Genomic DNA, 26,209 nt, shown 5'->3' with positions numbered 1-26,209 from the left:
CCTCATCAGCCTCGGGCGGATGATGCTCTACCCCTGAGCTACTTTCGCATTAATCGAGACGCGACCCTCATCAGCCTCGGGCGGATGATGCTCTACCCCTGAGCTACTTTCGCATTAATCGAGACGCGACCCTCATCAGCCTCGGGCGGATGATGCTCTAATCCCGACACTTCGGGAAGCTACATTCGCATTCGTGCAATAAAATTGCGGATGCAAATTTAAGCTTTTTCTTATAATGTCAAAGTAAAATGAAAATTTATTTTTTATCACTCAACATTCGCTTAATCTCATTCAATTTCATCAAAGCTTCTACAGGCGTTAAGGTATCTATTTCTAAATTTAAAATTTCTTGTTTGATATCTTCTAACAAGGGATCGTCTAACTGAAAAAAACTGAGTTGTGAGTCTTGTGTAGCTGCCTTGAGCGTTTCGGCAGAGTCTTCAGTGGCGTGCGATTCTTCTAATTTTTTCAGAATCTTTTCAGCTTTATGAATGACATGTTGTGGCATCCCTGCCATTTTAGCGACGTGAATCCCAAAACTATGTGCACTACCGCCAGGTTTTAAGGTTCTCAAAAACAAAATTCTATCCTTGTATTCTTTAACCGCAACATTATAATTTTTAATACGCTTAAACTTATGGGTCATTTCGTTGAGTTCGTGATAATGGGTAGCAAACAATGTTTTAGCTCTTGATGGGTGTTCGTGCAAATATTCCGTAATCGCCCAAGCGATTGAAATACCATCATAAGTACTTGTGCCGCGACCGATTTCGTCGAGCAAAACCAAACTGCGTTCTGAAATATTGTTCAAAATGCTCGCCGTTTCGTTCATCTCCACCATAAATGTCGATTCGCCCATAGAGATATTGTCACTCGCACCGACACGGGTAAAAATTTTATCAACCAACCCGATTTCAGCGGATTCAGCAGGAACAAAACTTCCCATTTGAGCCAACAAAACAATGATAGCGGTTTGACGAAGCAAAGCCGATTTACCACTCATATTTGGGCCAGTAATCATAATGATTTGCTGCTCCTCACGGTCAAGAAATACATTATTGGCAATATAAGCTTCGCCTTCTGGCAGTTGTTTTTCAATCACAGGATGTCGTCCTGCTTTGATATCTAAATTAAAATCATCGCTGATTTGTGGTTTGTGGTATTGGTCTTCTAAAGCCAACTGTGCAAACCCACAAAGCACATCTAACTTTGCCACCAAAATAGCGTTTTGCTGAACGGGTTTGATGTAATCTCGACACCAAACCACAAGATTGTCGTAAAGTTCAGCTTCAAGCACACTGATTTTTTCTTCAGCACTTAATATCTTGGCTTCATAAGTTTTCAGTTCTTCTGTGATGTAGCGTTCGGCGTTCACAAGAGTTTGCTTTCTAATCCAATGTTCAGGCACTTTGTCTTTATGAGCGTGGCGAACTTCAAGATAATACCCAAACACATTGTTATTGCCTATTTTTAGTTTTGAAATTCCAGTGTTTTCCGATTCTCTTTTGAGCATGTCGTCGAGATAATCTTTTCCTGAATAAGCTAATTTTCTCAGCTCATCTAATTCTTCGTGAAAGCCTTTAGCAATAACATTGCCTTTATTGAGCAAAACAGGCGTTTCAGGATGAATAGCCGTTTTAATTTTTTCTCTTAACAATTCGCAAGTATGTAAATTGTCTGCAATAACTTTTAAGGCTTCGTTATCATTTTTAGCCAATTCTGTTTTAATCGGAATGATAGCTTCTAGGGAATCTTTAAGTTGTAATAATTCTCTTGGATTGACTTTTTGAGTGGCAACCTTAGAAATCAATCGTTCTAAATCACTGATTTGTTTAAGTTGGTTTTGTATGTTTTGAAGTAAATTTTGATTTTGATTTAAAAACTCAACAGCATTAAGGCGTTCTTCAATTTTTTCGCGTTGCTTAAGCGGCAAAGACAACCAACGTTTGAGCATTCGACTACCCATCGCCGATATGGTTTTGTCAATGACATCGAGAAGTGTAACGGCTTGCTGTGAATTGCCGTGATACAACTCGAGATTGCGAATAGTAAAGCGGTCCATCCACACATAAGCCTCTTCGCTAATACGTGAAATATTATTGATGTGCTGCAATTTATCGTGACGGGTTTCTGATAAATAATGCATAATTGCTCCAGCAGCAATGATGCCTGACTCTAAGTGTTCAATACCAAAACCTTTGAGCGAATTGGTTTGAAAATGCGCGTTTAGAGTTTCTTGTGCATAATCAATTTTAAACAACCAATTGTCTTGAAAAAAGCAATTAAAATCTTCGCCGAAATCCGATTTAAATTGATTTTTGTGCAATTTTGATATCAAAACTTCACTGGGTGAGAAGTTCTGTAAAAGCTTGTCTATATAATCTTTTGAACCTTCTGAAGTTAAAAATTCACCCGTAGAAATATCGAGGAAAGCAACACCAATATTGGTTTTTGAAAAGTGAATGGCACAAAGAAAATTATTAGACTTACTGGTTAACACCTCATCGTTTAAAGCCACGCCAGGCGTAACCAATTCTGTAACGCCACGTTTGACGATTTTCTTGGTCATTTTAGGATCTTCCAACTGGTCGCAAATTGCTACCCGTTGACCAGCTTTGACAAGTTTCGGTAAATACGTATTGATCGAATGGTGAGGAAATCCCGCCAATTCAGTCCGCTCACTGCCGTTATTTCTATTGGTTAAAACGATATTAAGAATTCGTGCGGTTTTAACAGCATCTTCACCAAAAGTTTCATAAAAGTCACCAACTCTAAACAACAACAATGCGTCAGGGTGTTTTTGCTTAATCGCATTGTATTGCTTCATCAAAGGCGTAATCGATGCTTTTTTCTTGGTCAAAATATATGATTTACACTAATTGGCGAATTTAACTATTAAGACTGATGTTTGAAAATCTATTTTGGCAATTTAATAATGCTTGCCCTTACAATACAAACTTGGGAGTATTCGTCGGAGTGGTAATTTGAAAATGTGATAGAAGGATAATTTAAAATACTTGAAGTAATAGAACGTGAGTTAGATTTATTGAAAGCTGTAAATCAGATGGTTACATCTTTTTGTAAGCAAATTTTGTCATTTCGAATGAAGAATGAGGAGAAATCTCATCCTTCTGAGATGTCTCGTCGCTCATGCTTCGCTCTGTCAACATGACAAATGATTAAATATCTGTATTTTATTGGAATTTATATCAAACTCACGTTAATATAAGATTTAGTTCATGTTGATGTTGTTGATACTCTGGCTTTTCACGCAAAGCACACAGAGTTTTCGCAGAGTGTGCTGAGAAAACTCAATCTCAAAAGTTCTAAACAAAATCCAAAACTAATAGTAAAAATCAAAGGCTTTAAAATTCTTACTTTTGTATTATAAGCCTTATTATGCGAAAATTAAAAAACGAAGAGCTCAACCGCCTGAGTGTGGAAGATTACAAATCTTCTAGGAAATCGAAGCTGATTTTACTTTTAGACAACATCAGAAGTCTTAATAATATCGGTTCTGTATTTAGGACAGCAGATGCATTTAGAATTCAAAAAATATATCTGTGCGGCATCACCGCTCAACCACCGCATCGCGATATTCAAAAAACAGCTCTTGGTGCAACGGACAGTGTAGAATGGGCTTACGATAAAGAAACCCTTAATGTCGTTGAAAAATTAAAGCAAAACGGCATCAAAATTTTAAGCATCGAACAAGCTGACGAAAGCTGTATGCTTCAAGATTTTAAGTTTGAGCCTGATGAAACTTATGCTATGATTTTTGGCAATGAAGTCAAAGGCGTTCAACAAGCGGTTATTGACCAAAGTGATGAGGTTTTAGAAATTCCACAATTCGGCACTAAACATTCTGTTAACATTTCTGTGAGTGTTGGTATTTGCTGTTGGCAGTTTGTTCAATCCTCAAACTTTAGAGGCTAATTTTTGAATAACAAATTTCATATCCTTAATGTTATTTTAAAAGTCTCCCGAAAATACGAGATCTTTAAAATTTACTCAATATCATACTTTTATCTTTTTTTTATTCACAACTTTTATTTGTTCAAATTGGTATAAAGTCTATTTCTAAAACTCTGCAAACCTTTCATCCAATAAAAAATTATCATCCGTCAACGTATTGAGGTAAGCAATGATTTGATCTTTTTCAATTTCAGTAAGCGGAATTCCCAATTGACCATTATCTTGAATAAAAATACTATCCAAATTTTGAGTTTGCACCATTCCAGAATCGTAATGATCTAAAACATCTCTTAAGGTTTGAAACCTGCCGTCATGCATATAAGGAAAGGTAATCGCAATGTTTCTTAAGCTCGGCACTTTAAACTTGTATTTATCCATTTCTTCTCCTGTAACTCGTTTCCGACCTTCATCATTATATTGTGAATCAACAGGTAAACCATTATTGCGATAGCTTTGATCTGTAAACAATGTTCCTGCATGACAAGAGGCACATTTTTGTTCAAAAACGGCATTGCCTTGAGTTTCTATTTCTGTAAAACTACTGCCTTCATTACGCATCACTTTATCGTATTTTGAATCTGCAGACACCATCATCATCACAAATTGAGAAATGGCTTTAAACATATTTTGGGTATCAATAGTATCATTTTCAAAAGCTGAATTGAACATTTGCACATATTCTTCATCATTTTGAAGCTTGTTGAGCACATTTGTTACGCTTTCATTCATTTCAAATTCTGTTGTAATTGGCACCACAGGTTGTGCGTCAAGATGAGAAACACTGCCGTCCCAATTAAAATCTTCCATAAAAATCATATTCTGTAATGGCGGTGCGTTACGTGTTCCTAAAGCACCATTGACGCCATGACTCACAATATGTGTGTGATGTGTAAAAGCAAAATCTTGGATATGACAAAATCCACATGAAATCACACCAGTAGAAGACAATCGTCCATCGTAAAATAATTTTTTTCCTAGTTCAAAACCAGCTATTGTGGGTTTGTTATTGTCAATTTCGTAGGTTGGTTCGGGAAAATTTGAAGGAATATTCAAATCTAAAAACACATTTTCTTGAACTTCATTTTCATCTGAAATATTTTCATAAGATTCATCTAAAGCTTCATTTTGACATGCACTTAAAATTAAAATTCCTAAGAAAAATATTAAAAATCTCATTATTTTAGTTTAAAACAATTTCAAAAGCTTTTGTGATATTGTCAACAATTTTTGGAGCTCTATCTGGGTCAATTTGGATGTCGTCTTTATCTGACAATAACAAAGCGTAGTCAGCATTAAATATTTTTTGTACATCAAAATTGATATTGACTTGTGGGGTTTCTGAAGAATTTAGAGCTATAGGTTGTAAAAAGTTCAACGTGATTTCTCGGTAATTATCCATATTTTGACCGTGACTGCCAATATGATAAGAAAATGGTTTATCTATGGCATTATCTGAGCTATAAATACCTTCAAATTTTAGAAATCTATAACCCGCAGACCAAGACCATAACATATCTTGCTCTTCGGCCGTTGGCACAAAATTATCAACGCCATTTAATGGATAATTGCTTTGATCAACACCAAAACCAATGCTAATTGAGGTGTAAGTATTGGCATTGATGTTTTGTAATTTGATGTTTTGAGATTGTGGAATAGCTTCATTAATCAAGAAATAGCTGTCTGCTTGTGGATAGACAAATTGATTGCCATCAGTATCGGTTAAAACAATATTACTGATGATGTATTTGAGTTCAGAAACTGAATAAGTTTCATTGCCGTTTTTAGCATAAGTTTCTGTGTTCAATTCTAAATTATTATCCCCAACAACATTAGCGAAATTGATTTCTAAATCTCCATATTCTTGACTTGTATTATCTGAACTGCAAGCATTTAAAACTATGCAAAACATCAAAATTAGACTTGTTTGTTTTATCGTTTTCATCATTTCAATTTTATTATTAAAACATCTTTTCCTCCTTTATTTTCTGTAATAATTTCATCTAGACTTTCGCTGCTACCAACTACTATCACTTCTCCATTTTGTAGCTGAATGGCTTCTTGAGCAAAATCTAAATTAGAGCCACCAATGTTTATTTCATTTTTTAAATTGCCATTGTCATCGGTTAAAGCTATCCAGACATCATTTTGTCCAAAGTTATTAGATACTTGATTATCAATACTTTTTGAACTTCCACTAATTAAAAGTTCATTCGATTGTAATTCCAACACATCTCTTGCAGATTCAAAATCGCTACCACCGTAGGTTTTTTGCCAGATCATTTGAGCGTTGTCATCAAATTTAATTGCCCAAAAATCGGAATTGCCTTTAAGATTGGTCACATCTGCATCACTACTTCTGGTATCGCCTGCCAAAACATAATTTCCATCAAAGGTTTTGGCAATGCTATATCCAATTTCTATACTACTTCCACCAAAGTTTTTCTGCCAAACCAAATCACCTAGAAGGTTGACTTTTACTGCCCATATATCATAACTTCCTCGTGGATTAGTGATATCAAAATCGTCGCTTTCAGAGTTACCAATCATAATAATATTGCCGTCAAATGCTTCTATAACATCATAAGAACGGTCGTTGTTTGTTCCACCAAAAAAGCGTCGCCATTGGGTTTGACCATTAGCATCGAGTTTGATGCCCCAAAACTCGCCAACACCGTGTTTGGCAAACAAAGATTTAGACCGTTGTGCATTGCCATCATCATTGCCTTCTCCACCGCTGGCACTGACATCTAAAAATCCACTTACAAAATAGCCACCATCTGAGGTTTGAATAGCACTATAAGATCTGTCATTGCCAGAAAAACCAAAACTTTTATCCCAAATGATATCGCCAGAAGCACTGAGTTTTAAAGTCCAAAAGTCATGGAATCCAAAATTTTCTGAAACATCACCATCTGTACTTCTTGAAAATCCTGTTATCAAAAATCCGCCATCTGCTGTAGTTATAATTTTTTGACCGCGATCATCGCTACTTCCGCCAAAGGTCTTTTGCCATATCAAATTAAGGTCTTTATCTAATTTTAATAACCAATAGTCGCTATCTGTGGTCGTTTTTCCCGTAACATCGCCGTCATTACTTTGTGTAAAACCTAAAACGGCAATATTTCCATCTTGAGTTTCAACTACTGATAAGGCATCGTCTTCTTGACCACCGCCATAAGTTTTAAGCGTTTCTAAAGTGTTTTGAAAAGCAAAATTGGGTTCTTCGTTGTTATCATCATCAACAGTGTTGTCATTGTTAGAATTTTCACATGACGAAAGAGCAACTAAAGTGGCGATAAAAAAAATATGAATAATTTTTAATTTCATCTCACAATCAATCTTTGGTGTATGGCATCATTAATATTTAAAATATAAATGCCACTTGACAAGTTATTGATATTAAAACTAAAATCTAATCTATTTATTTTGTTTTTGTTATAAACTATCTTTCCTAATTGATCGTAAATTTTAATATTATTTATGGATTGAGATTTCATTTTAATATTGACAAAATCATCTACAGGATTGGGATAAATACTAATCTCATTTTCTTCAACAAATTCATCATTTGATAAAGTTGAACTTTTAACTAAATAAAAACCCGAGTCAATATCACTCAACACAATATTTCCACTTTCAAAAAACGGATAAACATTCCACAATCCACTGAACCCAACATTATCATTTTGGGGAAAAGTATCAAAAAAGCCAACTTCGTTAATATTTTGATTACTGATATCTGAAATATCAATCACACGTAATCCGGCATTATAATTGGCTTGATAAAACAATCCATTTTTCACATAGCCATTGTGGTCAATAGCACTTGTGTTTCCTGTGTATTCCATATAAACTGTCGGTGCATCTAAATCGGTTAAATCAAAAATGATGGTTCGTGTATCAAAACCAAAACTGAGTTCATCTGTTTCATCGCCAAGCAATAGATATTGTTGATTTTCCGTTAGCCAAGCTTGATGAGTATATCCGATATTGGCATAAGAAATTGTAGAAATATTACTGATATTTGCTTTATCTGTAACATTGAGAATCACAACTTCATCTTCGTTGCTTCCGATGTATATTTCGTCGCCTTGGTAATCTGAATCAGGACCTGTGTAAGTTACAACTTGAGCGTCATGGGTATAAAAATCGTCAGCATAACCGCCTGCAAAAGTAGGATTAAGCGGATCAGAAATATCAACCACATGTGGTCCGCCACTAAAAGTTTGCGTGCCAACGGCATAAGCAAAAGCTTGAGTTGGATTGATTACAACATTATGAGCGTTACCAAAACCGTCGTAATGGGCATCTTCTGAAAAGGTGATAGGCGGATTTGTAACATTTCTAAGATTGGTTAAGTCAAAAACCTGCATACCGTGTCCGCTGGCTTCACTCACAATAAAAGCATAATTTTGATAAACTTTAATATCACGCCAGCTACTATTTGAAGTGTGCGTCGGCAATTTACCGAAATAAATAGGATTTGTAGGTTGGCTGATATCAATAAAAGCCGTACCGTTATTTAAACCAACTATGGCATATTCTTTATCATCTAATGGGTCAGTCCAGCCCCAAGAATCATTGCCAGAATTGGCATTTAAAGCACTTAAATCAATATGAGATTGTAAATCATAGCCGTTGCAAGAATATATCCCAACTTGACCGTTATTACAAGGTGTTTGTGCATTGACTAATACAGAAACAAAAAATATGTAAACCAGAGTTTTTTTCATGTAGATAATTTAAATCATGTAGTTTTGCAAAAAAAACTTAATGCTTGATAATCACAAAAATAGTAAAACGAAGCTCACAGAATTAGGAGAATTCAAATTAATTGACCACTTAACTACAAATTTTAACATAAGTCAAACTTCAACAAAACTTGGAATTGGCGATGATGCTGCTATTATAGATCACAAAAACCAAACCTTAATCAGTACAGATTTACTCGTTGAAGGCGTTCATTTTGATTTAGCCTACATGCCATTAAAACATTTGGGTTATAAAGCTGTAATTGTCAATCTGTCAGATATTTACGCTATGAATGCAAAAGCTACACAAATTACAGTATCCATAGCTTGTTCCAATCGGTTTACAGTTGAAGCACTTGAAGAGCTTTATGCAGGAATACAAAAAGCTTGTGAAATTTACAATGTAGATTTGATTGGTGGCGACACTACATCATCAGTCAAAGGACTTCAAATTTCGGTTACAGCTATCGGGACAGCAAAGGATGAAAAAATCACCAAAAGAAGTGGTGCAAAAGATAATGATTTATTAGTAGTTTCAGGCGATTTAGGTGCGGCTTATATGGGTTTGCAGGTTTTAAAGCGAGAAAACGAAGTCTTTAAAGTCAACCCACAAAACCAACCTGATTTAACGCCTTATTCTTATATCATAGAACGCCAACTTAAACCCGAAGCAAGAAAAGACATTCCTTTGTTATTAGAAAAATTAGAGGTTCAACCTACAAGTATGATTGATATTAGCGATGGTTTGTCTTCAGAAATACTTCATATCTGCAAAGCTTCGCAAGTTGGTGCTAATCTTTATGAAGAAAAAATGCCTTTAGACCCAACTGTCATTTCAACTTGTGAAGAATTTCAACTTGATAGCACAACGGTAGTTTTAAATGGTGGAGAAGATTACGAACTTTTGTTTACAATTAAACAAGACGATTTCCCAAAAATCAAAGCCAATCCACATTTAAGTGTGATTGGTCATATCACTACAGCTAAAGAAGGTGTACACATCATCACTCGAGCCAATCAAAAAATACCACTCAAAGCCCGTGGATGGTCTGCTATTTCTGAAGATGATGAATAAATTAACACAAGATTAGTTTAAGATAAGGTTAAATCATAATTTAAAATCAAAGTTTGCATTATTTTTAATAAATTTGTAAAAACTAAAAATCATACAATTATGAAAAAAATTACTCTTTTAATGTCTTTACTCTTTGTAAGCCTTACGTTTTCGCAAACTTCAGTATTTGTCAATGAAATTCATTATGATAATAGTGGTAGTGATGCTGACGAAGGTATAGAAATTGCAGGTCCTGCTGGAACAGATTTATCTGGATGGACTATAGAAAAATACAATGGTAATAACAGTTCGACTTACGGTACTGAAAGCTTAAGTGGCGTAATCCCAGACCAAGATAATGGTTATGGCACATTAAGTTTTTTAATTAGTGGTTTGCAAAATGGTGCACCAGACGGTTTAGCTTTGGTTGATGATTCTGGAACTGTAATTCAATTTTTAAGCTATGAAGGCACAATAACAGCTGTTGATGGACCAGCAAGCGGAATGACTTCTGAAGATATTGGTGTAGAAGAGAGTAGTAGTTCTCCAGTAGGAGAATCACTTCAACTAACAGGCTCTGGAACCGTTTACGAAAATTTTACATGGGCAGATTCATCACCATCAAGTTTTGGTTCGGTAAATGCTAACCAAACTTTTGGCGGAACACCAATACCATCTTTGAGCGTTGTCGATGCTGAACCCAGTGGCTCAAATGCAATTATTGCTCCTAACGAATTAGACCAAACTCAATTAGAATTTGAAATCATTAACTTTACTATAGGTGAACCTGGCACAGCAACTGAAGCCGATGGATATGTCTCTTGGGAGATTTTAAATCTTACTGATGGTGGCACTCACCAATCTGGGAATCTCTTTGATTTAGCTAATCAGCCTATCAGTATAACCCCTTTTGAAGCGGGTAAAACCTATCAACTCAACGCTGTCTTAAAAGATAATTCAGATGTAGATTTACCAAATACTGAAGCTTCTTATACCATAACTTTAGAGGCTTTAGGTTATATTCAAGTCGCTGATATTACAGCTCTAAGAGCTGATGTTGATGCCAATGGTTTAGGTCGTTTTTACGAGATTACTGGTCCAAGTACTTTTACACATGGAGATGGTTTTCAAAACAGAAAATGGTTTCAAGATGCCACTCCATCTGGAATATTTGTTCAAGATTTCGATGGCGTGATACCAAATGGTGTTTATGCTGAAGGTGATCAAGTTTCAGGTCTTAAAGGTTTTACTAGAGAAGAAAATGGGGTCTTGACATTTGAACCGATAGAAGATGCTGGAACAGTTTCAGGTTCTACCTCTGTTTCTCCTTTAGTTTTAACTTTAGCTGACTACAACGCAAATTTTGAAACCTATGAATCATTACTCGTTGGTTTTGAAAATGTAACTTTTACTGATGGTGATGGCACTGCAGTTTTTAACACTGGCACCAATTATGAATTTAGTAATGGCACAGATGTATCTGATGTAAGAACTGAATTCTTCGGTGCAGATTATATTGGCACAGTTATTCCCGATACTCAAATCGATGGAATAGTTGGTTTGGCTGCAGAATTTAATGGTTCTACCCAAATTTACCCAAGAAGCCTTGCCGATATTGATGTTACTTTAGGTCTTAATGATGTTGCTGTTAACAATTTTAGCCTTTACCCTAACCCAGTTAACAAAGGTAGCTTTAATATTAAAAGTCAAAATAATCAAGCTTTTGATATTGAAGTTTATAATGTTTTAGGAAAACGCGTGTTAGAATTTAATCAAATACAAAATCAAAACATCAACGTTAGTCAATTACAAAGTGGCGTTTATTTGGTTAAAATCAATCAAAATGAAGCTTCAACAACTAAGAAGTTAATCATCAAATAAATTTTATTTAAATAATTTTTATAAAAGTGCTACTTATTTTTAAGTAGCACTTTTTTTATTATTGTAACTTGGCTTAATAAAGAAAAAGATGGACAGTAATCGGGTGTTAAATATCAAAACTGAAACAGACTTCAAAACTTTGTGCTTTAAAGTTTTTGAGTATCAGTATAACAATTGTGAAGTCTATCAAAAGTTTTGTAAGCATTTTAACAAACATCCAGATAATGTAAATTCACTCAAAAGCATTCCTTTTTTACCGATAGAATTTTTTAAAAAATTTAAAATTTTATCCTCTCAACAATTGGTTCAAAAAGTTTTTACAAGCAGTGGCACAACAGGTCAACAAACAAGCAAACACCACATCACAGACATCGAATTATATCAGAAGAACTTCTGTCAAATATTTCAAGCTCAATATGGCTCGATAGAAGATTATACCATTTTGGCACTTTTACCTTCCTATCTTGAACGAAACGGCTCTTCATTAATTTATATGGTCAATCACTTGATCGAAAAAACAAGACAACCAGATAGTGGCTTTTTTCTAGATGATTTAAATCGTTTAAAAGAAACTTTATTAAAACTTGAAGCCAAGAAACAAAAAACCATACTTATTGGAGTTTCATTTGCGTTATTGGATTTTGTAGAAAGTTATAATTTAAAATTAAATCATACCATAGTGATGGAAACTGGTGGAATGAAAGGCAGGCGAAAAGAAATCACACGAGATGAACTTCATCAAAAACTAACAAAAGGATTTGGTGTTAAGCACATTCATAGCGAATACGGCATGACTGAATTGTTGTCTCAAGCTTACTCAAAAGCTGATGGTATTTTTGAATTACCGCCAACAATGAAGGTTTTTATCAGAGATCCTGAAGACCCACTACATATTTTTGAAGATTTCACAAAAACAGGTGGTATAAATGTGATTGATTTAGCAAATATCAATTCTTGTGCCTTTATTGCCACACAAGATTTAGGACAAAATGTTAAAAAAAATAAGCTAAAAATTATAGGACGCTTTGATTATAGCGATGTTAGAGGTTGCAACCTTTTAACATTGTAATTAAGTTTAGTTAAATATGTGTTAACAGATGCAATTTTTTAGACTTTCATGCGTCTAATGTAATGCTAGGATGAAGTTTTTCATAATAGATTGGTTAGTTAATTCAAAACCCCGATTCATTTGAGTCGGGGTTTTGTTTTGTTGCAATATTGTCTAAATTTAAGAATCTTAAAATTATAATTTAGATTTTAAATAGGATATAAGTTAATTTTTATAAATTGCATCATTAAAAATTTCTCATTTTGACAAATTACTTAGAATACAACTCAGAACGCAACCAACTCGTTATTCCAGAATACGGCAGACATGTTCAAAAAATGGTAGAACACTGCCTCGAAGAAAAAGACAAAACTAAACGAACCCAAATGGCTCATGCTATTGTTGAAGTTATGGCTAACATCAATCCCAACCATCGAGATGCTAACGACTTTCAGCAAAAGTTATGGGATCAACTTTTTATTATAAGCGACTTTAAACTTGATGTTGATGCTCCTTTTGATATGCCAGATAAAGAAGAATTATACAGAAAACCCGAGCCACTTCCCTATCCACAAAATCATCCTAAATATCGCTTTTACGGCAACAACATCAGCCGAATGATAAACGAAGCTATAAAAGTTGAAGATGGCAAACTTAAAGAAGCTTTAGTTTACACTATTGCCAATCATATGAAAAAGTGTTTTCTAAACTGGAACAGAGATTCGGTTAAAGACAGTGTGATTTTTAAACATTTAGAAGAACTAAGCGATGGCAAATTAACTTTAAAACCTGACGATGAAACTTTAAGCGAAGCAACAGATTTAGTTAAGAACCACAATAAGCGAAAGCATAAAAAAAATTATAAAAACAAAGGACGTAAACGCTACAAAAAATGAGTTCATTTGTCATAGAAGGCGGTCATCAACTCAAAGGAAACATCACGCCACAAGGTGCAAAAAACGAAGCTCTACAAGTTCTTTGTGCAGTTTTGATGACACCAGAAAAAGTTGAAATTAAAAACATTCCAGACATTAGAGATGTCAATAAACTGATAGATATTTTAGAAAATCTTGGGGTTAAAATTCAAAAACTCGGCAAAGGCCATTTCAGTTTTATGAGTGATGAACTTAATCTGGACTATCTACAAAGCGAACAATTCAAAAAAGAAGGCAGTGGCTTGAGAGGTTCTATTATGATTATTGGTCCACTTCTCGGACGATTTGGCAAAGGTTATATTCCAAGACCTGGCGGTGATAAAATAGGCAGAAGACGATTGGATACTCACTTCTCTGGTTTTATAAAACTCGGTGCCAAATTTAGATACAACAAAGAAGAACGTTTTTACGGAGTTGAAACCGACAAAGGTCTCAAAGGAACTGATATGCTTCTTGAAGAAGCTTCTGTCACAGGAACAGCCAACATTATTATGGCAGCTGTTTTTGCTAAAGGCAAAACTCAAATCTATAATGCGGCTTGCGAACCATACATCCAACAACTCTGCAAAATGTTGAATAAAATGGGGGCTGAAATTTCGGGTATTGGTTCAAACCTTCTTCATATTACAGGTGTAGAAAATCTCAAAGGTTGTACCCACAAAGTTTTACCTGATATGATTGAAATAGGCTCTTGGATTGGTCTTGCAGCAATGACCAAAAGCGAAATCACTATCAAAGATGTGAGTTGGGAAAATTTAGGCATCATCCCAGCAACCTTTAAAAAGTTAGGAATTAATATTCAAAAAAAAGGAGACGACATTTTTATTCCCAGACACAATAATGGTTATGAAGTGACCAGTTTTATTGACGGTTCTATTATGAATATTTCAGACGCTCCGTGGCCAGGTTTTACACCAGATTTACTCAGTGTGATGTTGGTTGTTGCTACACAGGCTCGCGGGAGTGTGCTTATCCATCAAAAAATGTTTGAAAGCCGTCTGTTTTTTGTCGATAAGTTGATTGATATGGGTGCAAAAATCATTTTATGCGATCCGCATAGAGCAACGGTTATTGGTCACGATTTTAAATCGCAACTCAAAGCCACCACGATGACTAGCCCAGATATTAGAGCTGGAATTTCTCTGCTGATTGCGGCTTTGTCTGCTAAAGGCACATCAACCATTCACAACATAGAACAAATAGACCGTGGCTATGAAAACATTGATGAAAGACTAAAAGCTATTGGCGCTAAGATTCATCGGTATGATTAGTCGGCTATGAGTTGGTAGCTTTTAGTCCGTAGAGGTTAGTAGAGAGCAAGTTATATGTTTAGTTAAGACGAAATAATATAAAAATTTGCCTGATAAAACTTTGCGAACCTTGTGCTATCCTTTGCGTCCTTTGCGGTTAAAAAACTTATAAACTCATAAACTTTAAACTGTAAAATATGCCAGTAATCCTTCCCGTAAACAACAAATCTCCTGAAATACCATCAGATTGTTTTATCGCTGAAAATGCGACCATCGTTGGTGATGTTAAGATGGGAAAACAATGTAGCGTATGGTTTAACGCCGTTATACGAGGTGATGTACATTATATCAAAATGGGCGATAGAGTCAATGTTCAAGACGGAGCAGTCATTCATTGCACCTACCAAAAACACCCTACTAATATTGGTAACAGTGTATCTATTGGTCATAATGCCATTGTTCACGGATGTAAGATTCACGACAACGTATTGGTAGGAATGGGCAGTATTGTGATGGACAACTGCGTGGTAAATTCAAATAGTATCATTGCCGCTGGTGCCGTGGTGACTCAAAATACAGTTGTAGAATCTAACAGCATTTACGCAGGTGTGCCTGCCAAAAAAATAAAAGAGATCAGCCCAGAATTAACCCAAGGTGAAATTGACAGAATCGCTGAAAGTTATGTGAAATATTCAGGGTGGTTTAAGGATTAAAATGGGTTAGAAAAAAATTAGAGTCTGGAATCACCTATTCACTAATTCTCTAAACTGATAGAAAAACCGCTCTATCAATCGTAAATCTTCGGTGATGATTTCTGCTATGCCTGTCATTTCTTGTTTAAACTCTAAAGTTTTATCGTAAGTCGTTGTTAGTTTTTTAGGTAAATCTACTTCTATATTGTAAAAACCTTCTTGGTCAGGTATAAGTGAAATATTATTGACTTTACCTTTTAAAACGCCGTATTCCTGGTCGGGATAGTTGTTGAGTTTTAAATTTACTGGTTGTCCCTTTTTTATTTTACCTGAATTTTGAATTGGCGTTTTTAATCGAGCCACATAGTTTTGATAGTTTTTAGGAATAACAGTAAACACTATATCGCCTTGGTTGATGTTTTGAGATTTATGCCAAATGTTTAAAAAACTAACATTCCCGTCAAGATTTGAACGAAAGACAAACCTAAATTCCCAATTTTTTATACTAGAGTTCAATTGATTATAAGCTTGAACCACTTGTCTAAACAAGATTTTGTTGTCTTTAATCTGACCTATTTCGGTGCCTTTTAAATTGTTTTTAGCACCACTGATGGCCTGTTTGGTTTGCGATAATGTGGTTTGAAAATTTTTAAAATCCCTTTCGGCTTGGGCAAACATCAATTGTTTGTTTTCAAATTCTTGTGCAGAAATGACCCCTTTGCTAAATAGCGTCTCATTTCGCTTCAAATCATTTCTAGCGAGTTTTAATTCTTTTCGTTTTAAATCAAATTGTGCGTAGAGATTTGTAAGTCTGGTTTCAAGTTCCCGAATGGTGTAATTACCAGCTTGAACTTGATAAGAATAGGGTTTTAATTGCTGATTAACCTCATATTCAATATAAGCGTTTTCAAATTGCACATAAGCATTCTCCACTTCACCGAGATTGAAGATTGCTGGGATTCTATCTATTGGAAAATAAATACTGTCATTATCTAAATGTATCTCATCTAAGATCTTTTTCAAATCTAAAACATCCTTATAATTTGCGGGATTTTCCAAAACTGCTAAAAGCTGATTATCTTTTACCTTTTGATTATCACTGACTAAAATAGTATCAAGTTTAGCTGTTGTTCTCGCTATGATTTTTTGTGGTGGAAGTTTAGTCGTCACTATGGCTTCAGAAGCAATGATGTCTGGATATTTTACAAACCATGACAGCAATAAAATCAGGAGGATTAGCGATAAAAACAAAACATTGCCCCATCGTATCATCCAATGTGGGACTTTTGTCAGGATATCTTGGACCTCCTCACTTCTTAAGTCGATATTTTCAAGTTTATTTTTTTCCATATATTAGAGCTCTTCCCTTTGGGAAGGGTTTGGGATGGGCTCCTTAATTCCCTAGTTCAAGTTGATTTTTTACCAAATTATAATAATTTCCTTTTTGCTTTACCAATGCTGCATGGTTTCCAATCTCAGCGATTTTTCCTTGATCTAAAACCACAATTTGATGGGCGTTTTTTACAGTGCTTAAACGATGGGCTATAACGACCACGGTTTTGTTTTCAAAAAATTCGTCTAACTTTTCCATGATTATTTTTTCGTTATTGGCATCTAAAGCACTGGTGGCTTCATCAAAAAATAGAAAGTTAGGGTTTTTATAAACGGCTCGGGCAATCAACAACCTTTGTTTTTGACCTGTGCTAATACCCACGCCTTCCATACCAATTTTGGTGTTGTAAGACAGCGGTAAGCTCCCAATAAAATCTTTGATGTTGGCAACATCTACAGCATGGGCAAGTTTCTGCTTATCAATATAATCTTCGCCAACGGCAATATTGCTCGCTATGCTATCATTAAAAATATAGCCTTCTTGCATCACTACACCACATTCGTTACGCCAGGTGGTTTGAGAGACATTTTTCATATTGAGTTTTCCAAGTTCAATTGTGCCTTCAATCGGGTCGTAGAATTTAAGTAAAAGTTTCATCAAGGTGGTTTTACCACTACCACTTACCCCAACAATAGCCGTTACTTTATTGGCAGGTATCACCAAATCTAAATCTTTTAAAACCAATTGATCAGAGCCGATGTATCTAAAAGACACTTGGTTTAAACTCATTGCACTGGACGGCGGAATATCACTGATTTTTTGTTGCCCAGGTGTCTCTTCGTCTTCTTTATTATGAATTTCAGAAAGCCTGTCCAACGAAATTTTAGCATCTTGAACTTCTCGTATAAAATTGATAAGTTGTGCAATTGGCGAGTTGAGTTGACCAACGATATAACTCACGGCTAACATCATTCCTAAGGTGATTTCGCCGTCTATCACCAACTTTGCAGACAAAACGGTGATTAAAATGTTCTTAACTTCGTTGATAAACCCAGAACCTACACTTTGGTATTGCTCAAGCGCTAAACCCTCAATAGACACTTTAAACAACCGTGCCTGCACAAATTCCCACGACCAGCGTTTTTGTTTTTCGGCGTTGTGGAGTTTGATTTCCTGCATGCCGTTAATGAGCTCAATCACTTTGCTCTGCTCTTGGCTGACTTCCGAAAAACGCTTATAGTCTAAATCACGACGTTTTTTTAGAAAAATGACAATCCATAAAAAATACAACACACTGCCTAACATAAAAATGCCAAACAGCAACAAACTATAATAGGCCAAAACAATGCTAAACACCACTAAGTTGACCATAGAAAACAACACATTTAAAGACGAGGTAGTTAAAATACGTTCTATACGTCTGTGGTCATTGATACGTTGTAAAATATCTCCAGTCATACGCGTATCAAAAAAGGCGATGGGCAACTTCATGAGTTTGATAAAAAAGTCTGAGACTAAGGAAATATTGATACGTGTGCTCAAATGCAACAAAATCCAACTGCGGATAACTTCAATAGATGTTCTGCCTATAAACAACGCCAATTGTGCAAATAGGATTAAATAAATAAAATGAATATCCTGATTTTTAATCCCAACATCGACAACACTTTGGGTTAAAAATGGAAAAATAAGTTGGAGTAAGCTCGAGGCGATTAGGCCGATGACCAATTGCCATAAAAAGGATTTGTATTTAAAAAGATATCTGGTTAAGAATTTAAAACCAAATTCTTGGTTTTCCTTATCTATATCAAAATCTGAACTATAAAATTTAGCTGTGGGTTCTAGTAAAAGCGCAATACCTTCTTCGGTTTCTGCTGTGGCGTTGTTGCCTATCCAATGTTTTAAGAATTCGTCTTTTGTATATTTTAACAGGCCGTGTGCTGGGTCACTTACATAAAAGCCCCCTTTAATTCCCCCAAAGGGGGATTTTAATAAGTTTCTCCCCTTAGGGGAGACGGAAGAGGGGCATTTATATAAAACGACATAATGATTTTTGTTCCAATGCACAATACAAGGCAAAGGGGCTTCAGTTAATCTAGAAAGACTTAATTTGACTCCTAAGGTTTTAAAACCGATATCCTCAAAAGCTTCACTGAGGTTTAAGAGGCTGCTTCCACTTCTTGTGGTTTGGGTAAGGTTGCGGAGCTGTTGTAATGGGATGTTTTTACCAAAGTGCTTTGAAATGATTTTTACACATGTCGGACCACAGTCTTTGTAATCGGGTTGTTTGTAGTTAGGAAATATTTTCAATCAATAATTAAAATTAGTTAATATAATTATGATTATAAGTTTTGCTTTAAATATGATCTTAATTCATTTGGTGACAAATCAGATTCTAATATTTTACTATTTTGGTCAATCAACCAATTTTTAGGAATTCCTAATGCGGCATCATATTTAATAAGAATTGGACTTTTAATGCCTCTTTTGTCAATTAAATTTAACCATGGTAATTTATCAGTCTTAACAGCTTTTATCCATTTTCTCTTATCTGTATCAATAGAAACACCTAAAATTTCAAATCCTTTATCATGAAATTCATTATAGATATTTATAAATTCAGGATTTTGTTTTCTACATGGTGCACACCAAGAAGCCCAAAAATCAATTAAAAATATAGATCCATTAAATTCATTAGTGTTTCTTGTATTTCCTTCTGTATCTACTAGGCTAAAATCAGTAAATTTATTCCCTATTTTAGCAATCGAATCGGGGAAAATGGTTTTCTTAATTTTTTCAAGACTCCAAAGCGATTGTTCATTATGATCTAATTTATTATACAAAGTAAGTAGTTTGTTATTGTCTAAGATGGTATCATTAGAATAATAAGCTAATAAATCTCCCATATATTGATTATCAGAATTATCTATTATTAAATTATAAAGCTTATCATATAGCTTTTCACTCCAATTTTTAGAATTTTTGTTCAATTCTTTAAACTTATCAAAATCATTTTTTATCAATGCTGTTTTTGTGCCTAACACTGAATCTATATTAATAAAGTTTAAATCTATACCTTTATATTTCTTCTTTTCTATTGAGATAAAAAGATTCATATTGACATTTTCTATATAAAATGGTCTATTAACTGTAGATGCTGGAGGAACTGAAAGAAATGCTTTAGAGGGTGAATCTATTTTTCCTTTAAAAAGAAATTGATTATTTCTAATTTCAGCAGTATCTTTTATTCCATTGTATTCAATTATAATAAATTCAGGAAAGTGATCTTTAGCTATGGCACCATTTAATTTAAAATAAAGTTCTGTTTTTTTTGTGTTACAACTTAAAATAATAAATATTAAAAGAATTTTTAAGAATATAATTGCATTTTTTGATAGCATATATCTAATAATTTGAAATCTAAATGTTTTTTTTAAATTAAATTTTACTAAAATGATAAGCAAAAAGCCTACCTAATATTGGTGGACTTTTTGCTTAAAGGTATTAAAAATTAGAGGCAATATCTACCACAACCGCATGTATAGGGGCAATTACCTGTACTATCTTCATAAATAGCGCATACACCCCCGCTACCACAGTCTGAATTATCTGTACATTTTACACAACCACTTCCTGAAAAGAGTTGTAGATCACGTAGACCACCTTCTATAATTTCTTGCTGCTTCTTATCTAAAACAGCAACTCCATCTAAATTTAAAATATTTTTTAACATAACATAAAAATTTAATTGTTTGAAAAAAACCTTAATCAATTATAGACGCTTAAGGCTTACGTCTTACTTGCAAGTGTATTGTTATATTCTGTTTGTTTATAAAAAATAGGTTCTATAAAATATTTAATATCGGCGATATGATAAGACTCTGGAAATAGCTTAGCATTGAGCAAAATACATGGCGTTTTATAAATATTGTTTATTACACACCATTTTAAATGTTCATTCAAAATCAGTTCAGTATCTTTTGTATTCGTTGTCCAGCTCTCAAGCCATTGTTTTGGGTTTTCACTTTCATACCAATCGTTTAATGCTTTTACAAAAGCTAATTTGCCTTGTTCTTTATAAACACCTATGAGATTTTTAAAAATATCTTTTTTAATATTATTAAGATTGCCTTCCATTTGTAAAAACACAACTTTAAATTGTATGTCATTTTGATGCTCGTTTAATAATTCAATATAAGTGTTATGAGCTTTCTTACAAAATTGACAAAAGGGATTCGTAATTATTGTAATGGTATTTGCAGCATTTTTATTGCCTAGGCTAATAGTAAATTGCTGGTCAATTTCACTCTCAATTGGCTTTAGACTATCGTAAAATGGCAAAAATAACTTAAGGCTTCTTCTAAACTTCAAATTTTCAATCATCAAGCCTTCGTGCTTTGAATATGTTTTTAATAATATTTTGATATGATACCATACTACCAAAATCACTGCAAGAAGACTGAAATGGTATAAAAACTGAGAGATGTTTATGCTCAAAAATTTAGTGTAATTTATACCCAATAAAACAGATTGAGCTAATAATACAAATGCAATTCCTAAACACAAGGGACACCACTTTTGTATTTTAAAATATTGAAAGTAAACAGAGTAAATTATAATTGGTATTGAAAGAACAGCAAATGATAAGTGTAATAGATTTAAAGCTCCTGAAAAAAGCCCCAGTGTTATAAAAGCAAAGTAAACTACAGTTACATCACTTAAATCAACAGTGTTAAAAAGCTTAGCATATTTAGAGTTTAACACAGCATTACAACTGGTATTATTGTTTATAGAGCAGTATTTTGAGGGTTGGCCAATGTTGCCATATTTTTCTTTTAAAATAAGCATACTCAAGCCAAAACCAGTAAATGAAAAAATGGCAAAAATTAAAATTGTATAGTCATTATATACTGAAAACAAATAAGAAAGCATCAAAACTATTCCAATAATTATTCCAACTTTTGAGGTGTCTATATTTTGGAAAAATGATTTTTTATGATTTTTATTTTCCTCAGCAACGATGGCCGTGCCAGTCCAATGTTTTAAAAATTCGTCATTTGGTAAAATACCCTTTTTATTGTCTCCATATGTAATGACAACATTTTTATCATCCTTTTTGCTTACTAAAACAAAATTGTATTTTTCATCTTGACTGACCTGAGCGATAAAGCAATTTGGCAATTGGTTGAAAGAACTTTTAGGCAACTCAATAGCTAAATTAGGGATATCTAATAAGTCTAAAGTATTCGTTATAGGCTACATACCATCGCTAATATCGCTTTTCAGTAAACGATTTATTTCAGCAAAACTAACATCGTATTTGTTGAGCTCTACAAATTTATATAATGTATGAGACGAAAAAGACATGTTGCTAAATTATGAGTTGTCTTTAAAATATCAAATTTTTTATTTTGCAATTATATTTGCATATTTACGCAATAATTACTTGCTATGCAAAAAACAAAACTCATCACCACCCGAAAACAAAAAGGTTTTTCTCAGCAACAGTTGGCAGATTACCTCTGTATGAACGTGTCGAGTTATAATCGTCGAGAAAAAGGCATATCTCATATCATATCAGACCAGATGAATGGATGAAATTGGCGGATATCCTTGAGGTGCAATTAGATGAGATTTATGAGCATGATACGCGTTACCATATAGATTGTAAAGATCAATCTATTGGTATAAACCACGGCACTCAAAAGGTTTACACAGTTCCTAAAGCATTACTCGATTCACAGCAAAAGTATATAGAATTGCTGGAGGCGAGGATTAAGAAGCTTGAAGAAGATTAATGTGCTAATTTGGTAATGTGCTAATGTGGTAATTGGGTAATTTGGTAATTTGGTAATTTGAAAATGTAAAGATGTAGCAATAAATCATTATCATTATAGCATAATTATTTTTAAAGCTTTAAAAAAACTTAGAATCATTTAAAATTTATAATTCAAAATTTCCTACACCAAATCCAACCAAAACTCAACACTTGATTATCTTTGCCTAAAATTTTAAAATAAATGATCAATATAACTTTACCTGATGGTAGTGTCAAACCAATGGAAAGTGGCTCAACACCCTTTGATGTCGCACAAAGTATAAGCCACGGACTGGCAAGAAATGTCATTTCAGCCTCGTATAATGGTAAAACCGTTGAAACCTCAACACCTTTAAATGAAGACGGAAAATTAGTGCTTTATACCTTTGATAATAAAGAAGGTAAAAAAGCCCTTTGGCACTCGGCAGCACACTTGATGGCACAAGCCATTTTAAAGTTTTATCCTAAAGCCAAGCTTACTATTGGTCCAGCCATTGATCAAGGCTTTTATTACGATATTGATTTTGGAGAAGACAGTATTTCTGAAAAAGATTTTCCCAAAATTGAAAAAACCATGCTGGAAATTGCACGGCAAAAACACGAGTTTAAACTCAGAGAAGTTTCTAAACAACAGGCTTTAGAGTATTACAAAAATAATCCTTTCAAAACTGAATTGATTGAAAACTTAGAAGACGGCGAAATCACCTTTTGTGATCACGACGATTTCACCGATTTATGCCGTGGCGGTCATATTCCTCATACAGGATTTATTAAAGCGGTTAAACTTCTGACTGCTGCTGGTGCATATTGGCGAGGTGATGAAACCAACCCTCAACTTACAAGAGTCTATGGCATTGCTTTTCCTAAGCAAAAGATGCTTAAAGAGTATCTTGATATGTTGGAAGAGGCCAAAAAAAGAGACCACAGAAAACTGGGTAAAGCTCTTGAGTTATTCACATTTTCGCAAAAAGTAGGTCAAGGTTTACCACTTTGGCTACCAAAAGGAGCAGCACTACGTGAACGTCTTGAAAATTTTCTGAAAGATGCCCAACAAATAGCAGGTTACGAGCAAGTAATTTCGCCACATATTGGCCACAAAGATTTATATGTCACTTCTGGACACTATGAAAAGTATGGCGAAGATAGTTTCCAACCCATTACCACACCAAAAGACAACGAAGAGTTTCTGCTGAAACCAATGAATTGTCCACATCACTGCGAAATATACAATTCAGCAGCCTGGAGTTATAAAGATTTACCTAAACGCTATGCCGAATTTGGCACAGTTTACCGCTATGAACAAAGTGGCGAACTTCATGGTCTAACAAGAGTTAGAGGTTTTACACAAGATGATGCCCATATTTTCTGCACACCAGACCAACTTGATGAAGAATTTAAAAAAGTAATTGATCTTGTACTCTATGTCTTTGGCTCACTTGGTTTTGAAAACTTCACAGCACAAGTATCCCTAAGAGATCCTGATAATAAAGAAAAATATATAGGCTCTGAGGAAAACTGGAAAAAAGCAGAAGATGCCATCCTGAAAGCCGCCAAAGAAAAACATCTAAATTACCACATAGAAACAGGAGAAGCGGCATTTTACGGTCCAAAATTAGACTTTATGGTTAAAGATGCCTTGCATCGCGAATGGCAACTCGGCACAATACAAGTTGATTACAATCTCCCTGAACGCTTTGATTTGACTTACAAAGGAGCAGATAATGAATTGCATAGACCTGTGATGATTCACCGAGCACCGTTCGGTAGTATGGAGCGCTTTATAGCTATTTTATTAGAGCACACTGCAGGCAACTTCCCGCTTTGGTTAACCAATGAGCAAGCTATCATATTATCAATCAGTGAGAAATATGAAAATTATTCTAAAAAAGTTTTAAATTTGCTCAAAAAACACGAAATTCGCGCCCGCATTGATAATAGAAGTGAAACAATGGGTAAAAAAATCCGAGATGCGGAAACCCAAAAAATCCCTTTTATGATCATTGTAGGAGAAAATGAAGTTGATAACCAGAGCGTTTCAATTAGAAAACACGGTGGAGAAGATTTAGGAGAAATGAGTGTCAATGATTTTTCTGAATTAATTAATAAAGAAGTTAATGCGCAAAAACGCACTTTTAACGGATAAAGTTTAACTTAAAAACATATAAACAATTAGAAGAAAAAAAACAAATTACCGTCGTAGAGAAAAACCAGAAGACAAACATCGCATCAACGACAAGATCAGAGCGAAAGAAGTTCGACTTGTAGGCGATAATGTTAAGATGGGTGTTTATCCTCTTAAAGAAGCTCTATCAATAGCTGATGAGCAAGGTTTAGATTTGGTTGAAATATCACCAAATGCAGAACCGCCTGTAACAAAAGTGATGGATTATAAAAAGTTTCTCTACGAGCAAAAAAAGAGAGAGAAAAAACTTAAAGCCAAAGCGTCTAAAGTTGTAGTCAAAGAAATTCGTTTCGGCCCAAACACCGACGATCATGACTACGAGTTTAAAAAGAAAAACGCCATTAAGTTTTTAAAAGACGGTGCTAAGCTCAAAGCCTTTGTATTTTTTAAAGGCAGGTCAATTGTGTTTAAAGAACAAGGTGAAATCTTATTATTAAGATTAGCTCAAGATTTAGAAGACTATGGTAAGGTTGAACAATTACCAAAACTTGAAGGTAAGCGAATGATTATGATGGTTTCGCCAACTTCACAAAAAAAATAAAAGCGATAATAATTTAATATATAAACATGTCAAAAAAAGTAAAATTTAAAACCAAATCAAGTGCTAAAAAGCGTTTCAAGCTGACTGGAACAGGAAAACTCAAACGCAAACATGCATTTAAAAGTCACATTTTGACTAAAAAATCTAAGAAAAGAAAACTTAAGTTAACTCACGATACAATCGTAGATAAATCAGACGAAAAAAACATTAAACAACAACTCGGTTTAAAGTAAATTTTCGCGGTTAACCCAATTATTAACCCTGGAGTATGGCTCATAAAAATGTTTAAAACTTAAACTGCCTACTACAAAAAACAAAAAAATTATGCCAAGATCAACAAATTCAGTCGCTTCAAGAGCGAGACGTAAAAAAATTATGAAGCTTGCCAAAGGCTATTACGGAAGACGTAAAAACGTTTGGACAGTTGCTAAAAATGCTGTAGAAAAAGGCTTAGTCTATGCCTACAGAGATAGAAGAGCAAAAAAGAGAAACTTTAGAAAACTATGGATTGTCAGAATCAACGCTGCCACAAGACAACACGGTATGTCATATTCTCAATTTATGGGAAAACTCAAGAAAAGCAACATCGAGCTTAACCGAAAAGTCTTAGCCGACCTTGCTGTTCACAACCCAGATGCTTTCAAAGCTGTAGTCGATAAAGTCAAATAAACTATCAACCTTATTATCGCTTAAAGCCCTTTTCATATCGGAAAGGGTTTTTTAATATCAAGTCAACAAAAATTAATTTT

General features: G+C 34.3%; 23 protein-coding genes. 13 read left to right on the top strand and 10 right to left on the bottom strand.

What is annotated here, in order from left to right; all coding sequences use genetic code 11:
* Window positions 1-256: 256 nt before the first annotated feature.
* A complete protein-coding gene (mutS, locus tag ACSSV5_RS03255; protein ID WP_454244758.1) occupies window positions 257-2,827 on the bottom strand; it encodes a DNA mismatch repair protein MutS in 2,571 nt (856 codons plus the stop codon).
* 572 nt (window positions 2,828-3,399) lie between these two features.
* Between mutS and ACSSV5_RS03250 the strand changes: the two genes are divergently transcribed.
* Window positions 3,400-3,936 carry a TrmH family RNA methyltransferase gene (locus tag ACSSV5_RS03250; protein WP_454244753.1) on the top strand — a complete coding sequence of 179 codons (537 nt, stop codon included), beginning with the start codon at window positions 3,400-3,402 and terminating at the stop codon, window positions 3,934-3,936.
* A 144-nt stretch (window positions 3,937-4,080) separates the two neighbouring features.
* Here the strand turns inward: ACSSV5_RS03250 and ACSSV5_RS03245 are convergent, their stop codons facing one another.
* From ACSSV5_RS03245 to ACSSV5_RS03230, 4 genes are read right to left on the bottom strand one after another with little or no spacing between them, the layout of a single operon-like run.
* Entirely contained in the window at window positions 4,081-5,151 is a 1,071-nt protein-coding gene (locus ACSSV5_RS03245) for a cytochrome c peroxidase (RefSeq protein ID WP_454244752.1), read from the bottom strand.
* Window positions 5,152-5,155: 4 nt separating this feature from the next.
* The gene (locus ACSSV5_RS03240) at window positions 5,156-5,917 is read right to left on the bottom strand and encodes an MbnP family protein (protein WP_454244751.1); all 762 of its coding nucleotides are present in this window, start codon (window positions 5,915-5,917) and stop codon (window positions 5,156-5,158) included.
* Entirely contained in the window at window positions 5,917-7,302 is a 1,386-nt protein-coding gene (locus ACSSV5_RS03235) for a hypothetical protein (RefSeq protein WP_454244750.1), read from the bottom strand. The genes ACSSV5_RS03240 and ACSSV5_RS03235 overlap by 1 nt, the downstream gene beginning before the upstream one ends.
* The gene (locus tag ACSSV5_RS03230; protein WP_454244749.1) at window positions 7,299-8,708 is read right to left on the bottom strand and encodes a choice-of-anchor B family protein; all 1,410 of its coding nucleotides are present in this window, start codon (window positions 8,706-8,708) and stop codon (window positions 7,299-7,301) included. Before ACSSV5_RS03230 ends, ACSSV5_RS03235 begins: the two co-directional genes overlap by 4 nt.
* 40 nt (window positions 8,709-8,748) lie before the next feature.
* Here ACSSV5_RS03230 and thiL point away from each other — a divergent pair, with 40 nt between their 5' ends.
* From thiL to ACSSV5_RS03200, 6 genes are all read left to right on the top strand, one after another.
* A complete protein-coding gene (gene thiL, locus ACSSV5_RS03225) occupies window positions 8,749-9,801 on the top strand; it encodes a thiamine-phosphate kinase (protein ID WP_454244748.1) in 1,053 nt (350 codons plus the stop codon).
* 99 nt (window positions 9,802-9,900) lie between these two features.
* On the top strand, window positions 9,901-11,661 hold the full coding sequence (locus tag ACSSV5_RS03220; RefSeq protein ID WP_454244747.1) for a T9SS type A sorting domain-containing protein: 1,761 nt from the start codon (window positions 9,901-9,903) through the stop codon (window positions 11,659-11,661).
* An 88-nt stretch (window positions 11,662-11,749) separates the two neighbouring features.
* Complete coding sequence (locus ACSSV5_RS03215) at window positions 11,750-12,730, top strand: LuxE/PaaK family acyltransferase (protein ID WP_454244746.1); 981 nt, start codon at window positions 11,750-11,752, stop codon at window positions 12,728-12,730.
* A 242-nt stretch (window positions 12,731-12,972) separates the two neighbouring features.
* Window positions 12,973-13,605 (top strand): DUF4290 domain-containing protein, encoded by a 633-nt coding sequence (locus ACSSV5_RS03210; protein WP_211064590.1) that lies wholly within the window; start codon window positions 12,973-12,975, stop codon window positions 13,603-13,605.
* Window positions 13,602-14,915, top strand: a complete 1,314-nt coding sequence (gene murA / locus ACSSV5_RS03205; RefSeq protein ID WP_454244745.1) for a UDP-N-acetylglucosamine 1-carboxyvinyltransferase — start codon at window positions 13,602-13,604, stop codon at window positions 14,913-14,915. Before ACSSV5_RS03210 ends, murA begins: the two co-directional genes overlap by 4 nt.
* A 176-nt stretch (window positions 14,916-15,091) precedes the next feature.
* Window positions 15,092-15,607 carry a gamma carbonic anhydrase family protein gene (locus ACSSV5_RS03200; protein WP_454244744.1) on the top strand — a complete coding sequence of 172 codons (516 nt, stop codon included), beginning with the start codon at window positions 15,092-15,094 and terminating at the stop codon, window positions 15,605-15,607.
* 30 nt (window positions 15,608-15,637) lie between these two features.
* Here the strand turns inward: ACSSV5_RS03200 and ACSSV5_RS03195 are convergent, their stop codons facing one another.
* From ACSSV5_RS03195 to ACSSV5_RS03175, 5 genes are all read right to left on the bottom strand, one after another.
* Window positions 15,638-16,936, bottom strand: a complete 1,299-nt coding sequence (locus ACSSV5_RS03195) for an HlyD family secretion protein (RefSeq protein ID WP_454244743.1) — start codon at window positions 16,934-16,936, stop codon at window positions 15,638-15,640.
* A gap of 43 nt (window positions 16,937-16,979) precedes the next feature.
* Window positions 16,980-19,229 (bottom strand): peptidase domain-containing ABC transporter, encoded by a 2,250-nt coding sequence (locus ACSSV5_RS03190; RefSeq protein ID WP_454244742.1) that lies wholly within the window; start codon window positions 19,227-19,229, stop codon window positions 16,980-16,982.
* 32 nt (window positions 19,230-19,261) lie between these two features.
* The gene (locus tag ACSSV5_RS03185; RefSeq protein ID WP_454244741.1) at window positions 19,262-20,320 is read right to left on the bottom strand and encodes a redoxin domain-containing protein; all 1,059 of its coding nucleotides are present in this window, start codon (window positions 20,318-20,320) and stop codon (window positions 19,262-19,264) included.
* A 110-nt stretch (window positions 20,321-20,430) separates the two neighbouring features.
* Window positions 20,431-20,652 carry a hypothetical protein gene (locus tag ACSSV5_RS03180; RefSeq protein WP_454244740.1) on the bottom strand — a complete coding sequence of 74 codons (222 nt, stop codon included), beginning with the start codon at window positions 20,650-20,652 and terminating at the stop codon, window positions 20,431-20,433.
* 56 nt (window positions 20,653-20,708) lie between these two features.
* A complete protein-coding gene (locus tag ACSSV5_RS03175) occupies window positions 20,709-22,124 on the bottom strand; it encodes a vitamin K epoxide reductase family protein (protein ID WP_454244739.1) in 1,416 nt (471 codons plus the stop codon).
* 246 nt (window positions 22,125-22,370) lie between these two features.
* Here ACSSV5_RS03175 and ACSSV5_RS03170 point away from each other — a divergent pair, with 246 nt between their 5' ends.
* The 6 genes from ACSSV5_RS03170 to rplT all read left to right on the top strand — a co-directional run bounded on the left by ACSSV5_RS03170 (window position 22,371) and on the right by rplT (window position 26,129).
* On the top strand, window positions 22,371-22,517 hold the full coding sequence (locus ACSSV5_RS03170) for a helix-turn-helix domain-containing protein (RefSeq protein ID WP_454244738.1): 147 nt from the start codon (window positions 22,371-22,373) through the stop codon (window positions 22,515-22,517).
* Window positions 22,514-22,717 (top strand): hypothetical protein, encoded by a 204-nt coding sequence (locus tag ACSSV5_RS03165; RefSeq protein WP_454244737.1) that lies wholly within the window; start codon window positions 22,514-22,516, stop codon window positions 22,715-22,717. Before ACSSV5_RS03170 ends, ACSSV5_RS03165 begins: the two co-directional genes overlap by 4 nt.
* A gap of 222 nt (window positions 22,718-22,939) precedes the next feature.
* Window positions 22,940-24,880, top strand: a complete 1,941-nt coding sequence (gene thrS / locus ACSSV5_RS03160; RefSeq protein WP_454244736.1) for a threonine--tRNA ligase — start codon at window positions 22,940-22,942, stop codon at window positions 24,878-24,880.
* 25 nt (window positions 24,881-24,905) lie between these two features.
* Window positions 24,906-25,460 (top strand): translation initiation factor IF-3, encoded by a 555-nt coding sequence (gene infC, locus ACSSV5_RS03155; RefSeq protein ID WP_454244757.1) that lies wholly within the window; start codon window positions 24,906-24,908, stop codon window positions 25,458-25,460.
* 26 nt (window positions 25,461-25,486) lie between these two features.
* Window positions 25,487-25,693 carry a 50S ribosomal protein L35 gene (gene rpmI, locus ACSSV5_RS03150; RefSeq protein ID WP_211064605.1) on the top strand — a complete coding sequence of 69 codons (207 nt, stop codon included), beginning with the start codon at window positions 25,487-25,489 and terminating at the stop codon, window positions 25,691-25,693.
* Between the two features lie 91 nt (window positions 25,694-25,784).
* Window positions 25,785-26,129 carry a 50S ribosomal protein L20 gene (gene rplT, locus ACSSV5_RS03145; protein WP_211064606.1) on the top strand — a complete coding sequence of 115 codons (345 nt, stop codon included), beginning with the start codon at window positions 25,785-25,787 and terminating at the stop codon, window positions 26,127-26,129.
* Window positions 26,130-26,209 lie beyond the last annotated feature (80 nt).

The sequence above is a fragment of the Psychroflexus sp. MBR-150 genome (assembly GCF_053628795.1).
The sequence above is the reverse complement of the archived record's forward strand: the minus strand, read 5'-3'. Positions and strand labels throughout refer to the sequence as shown.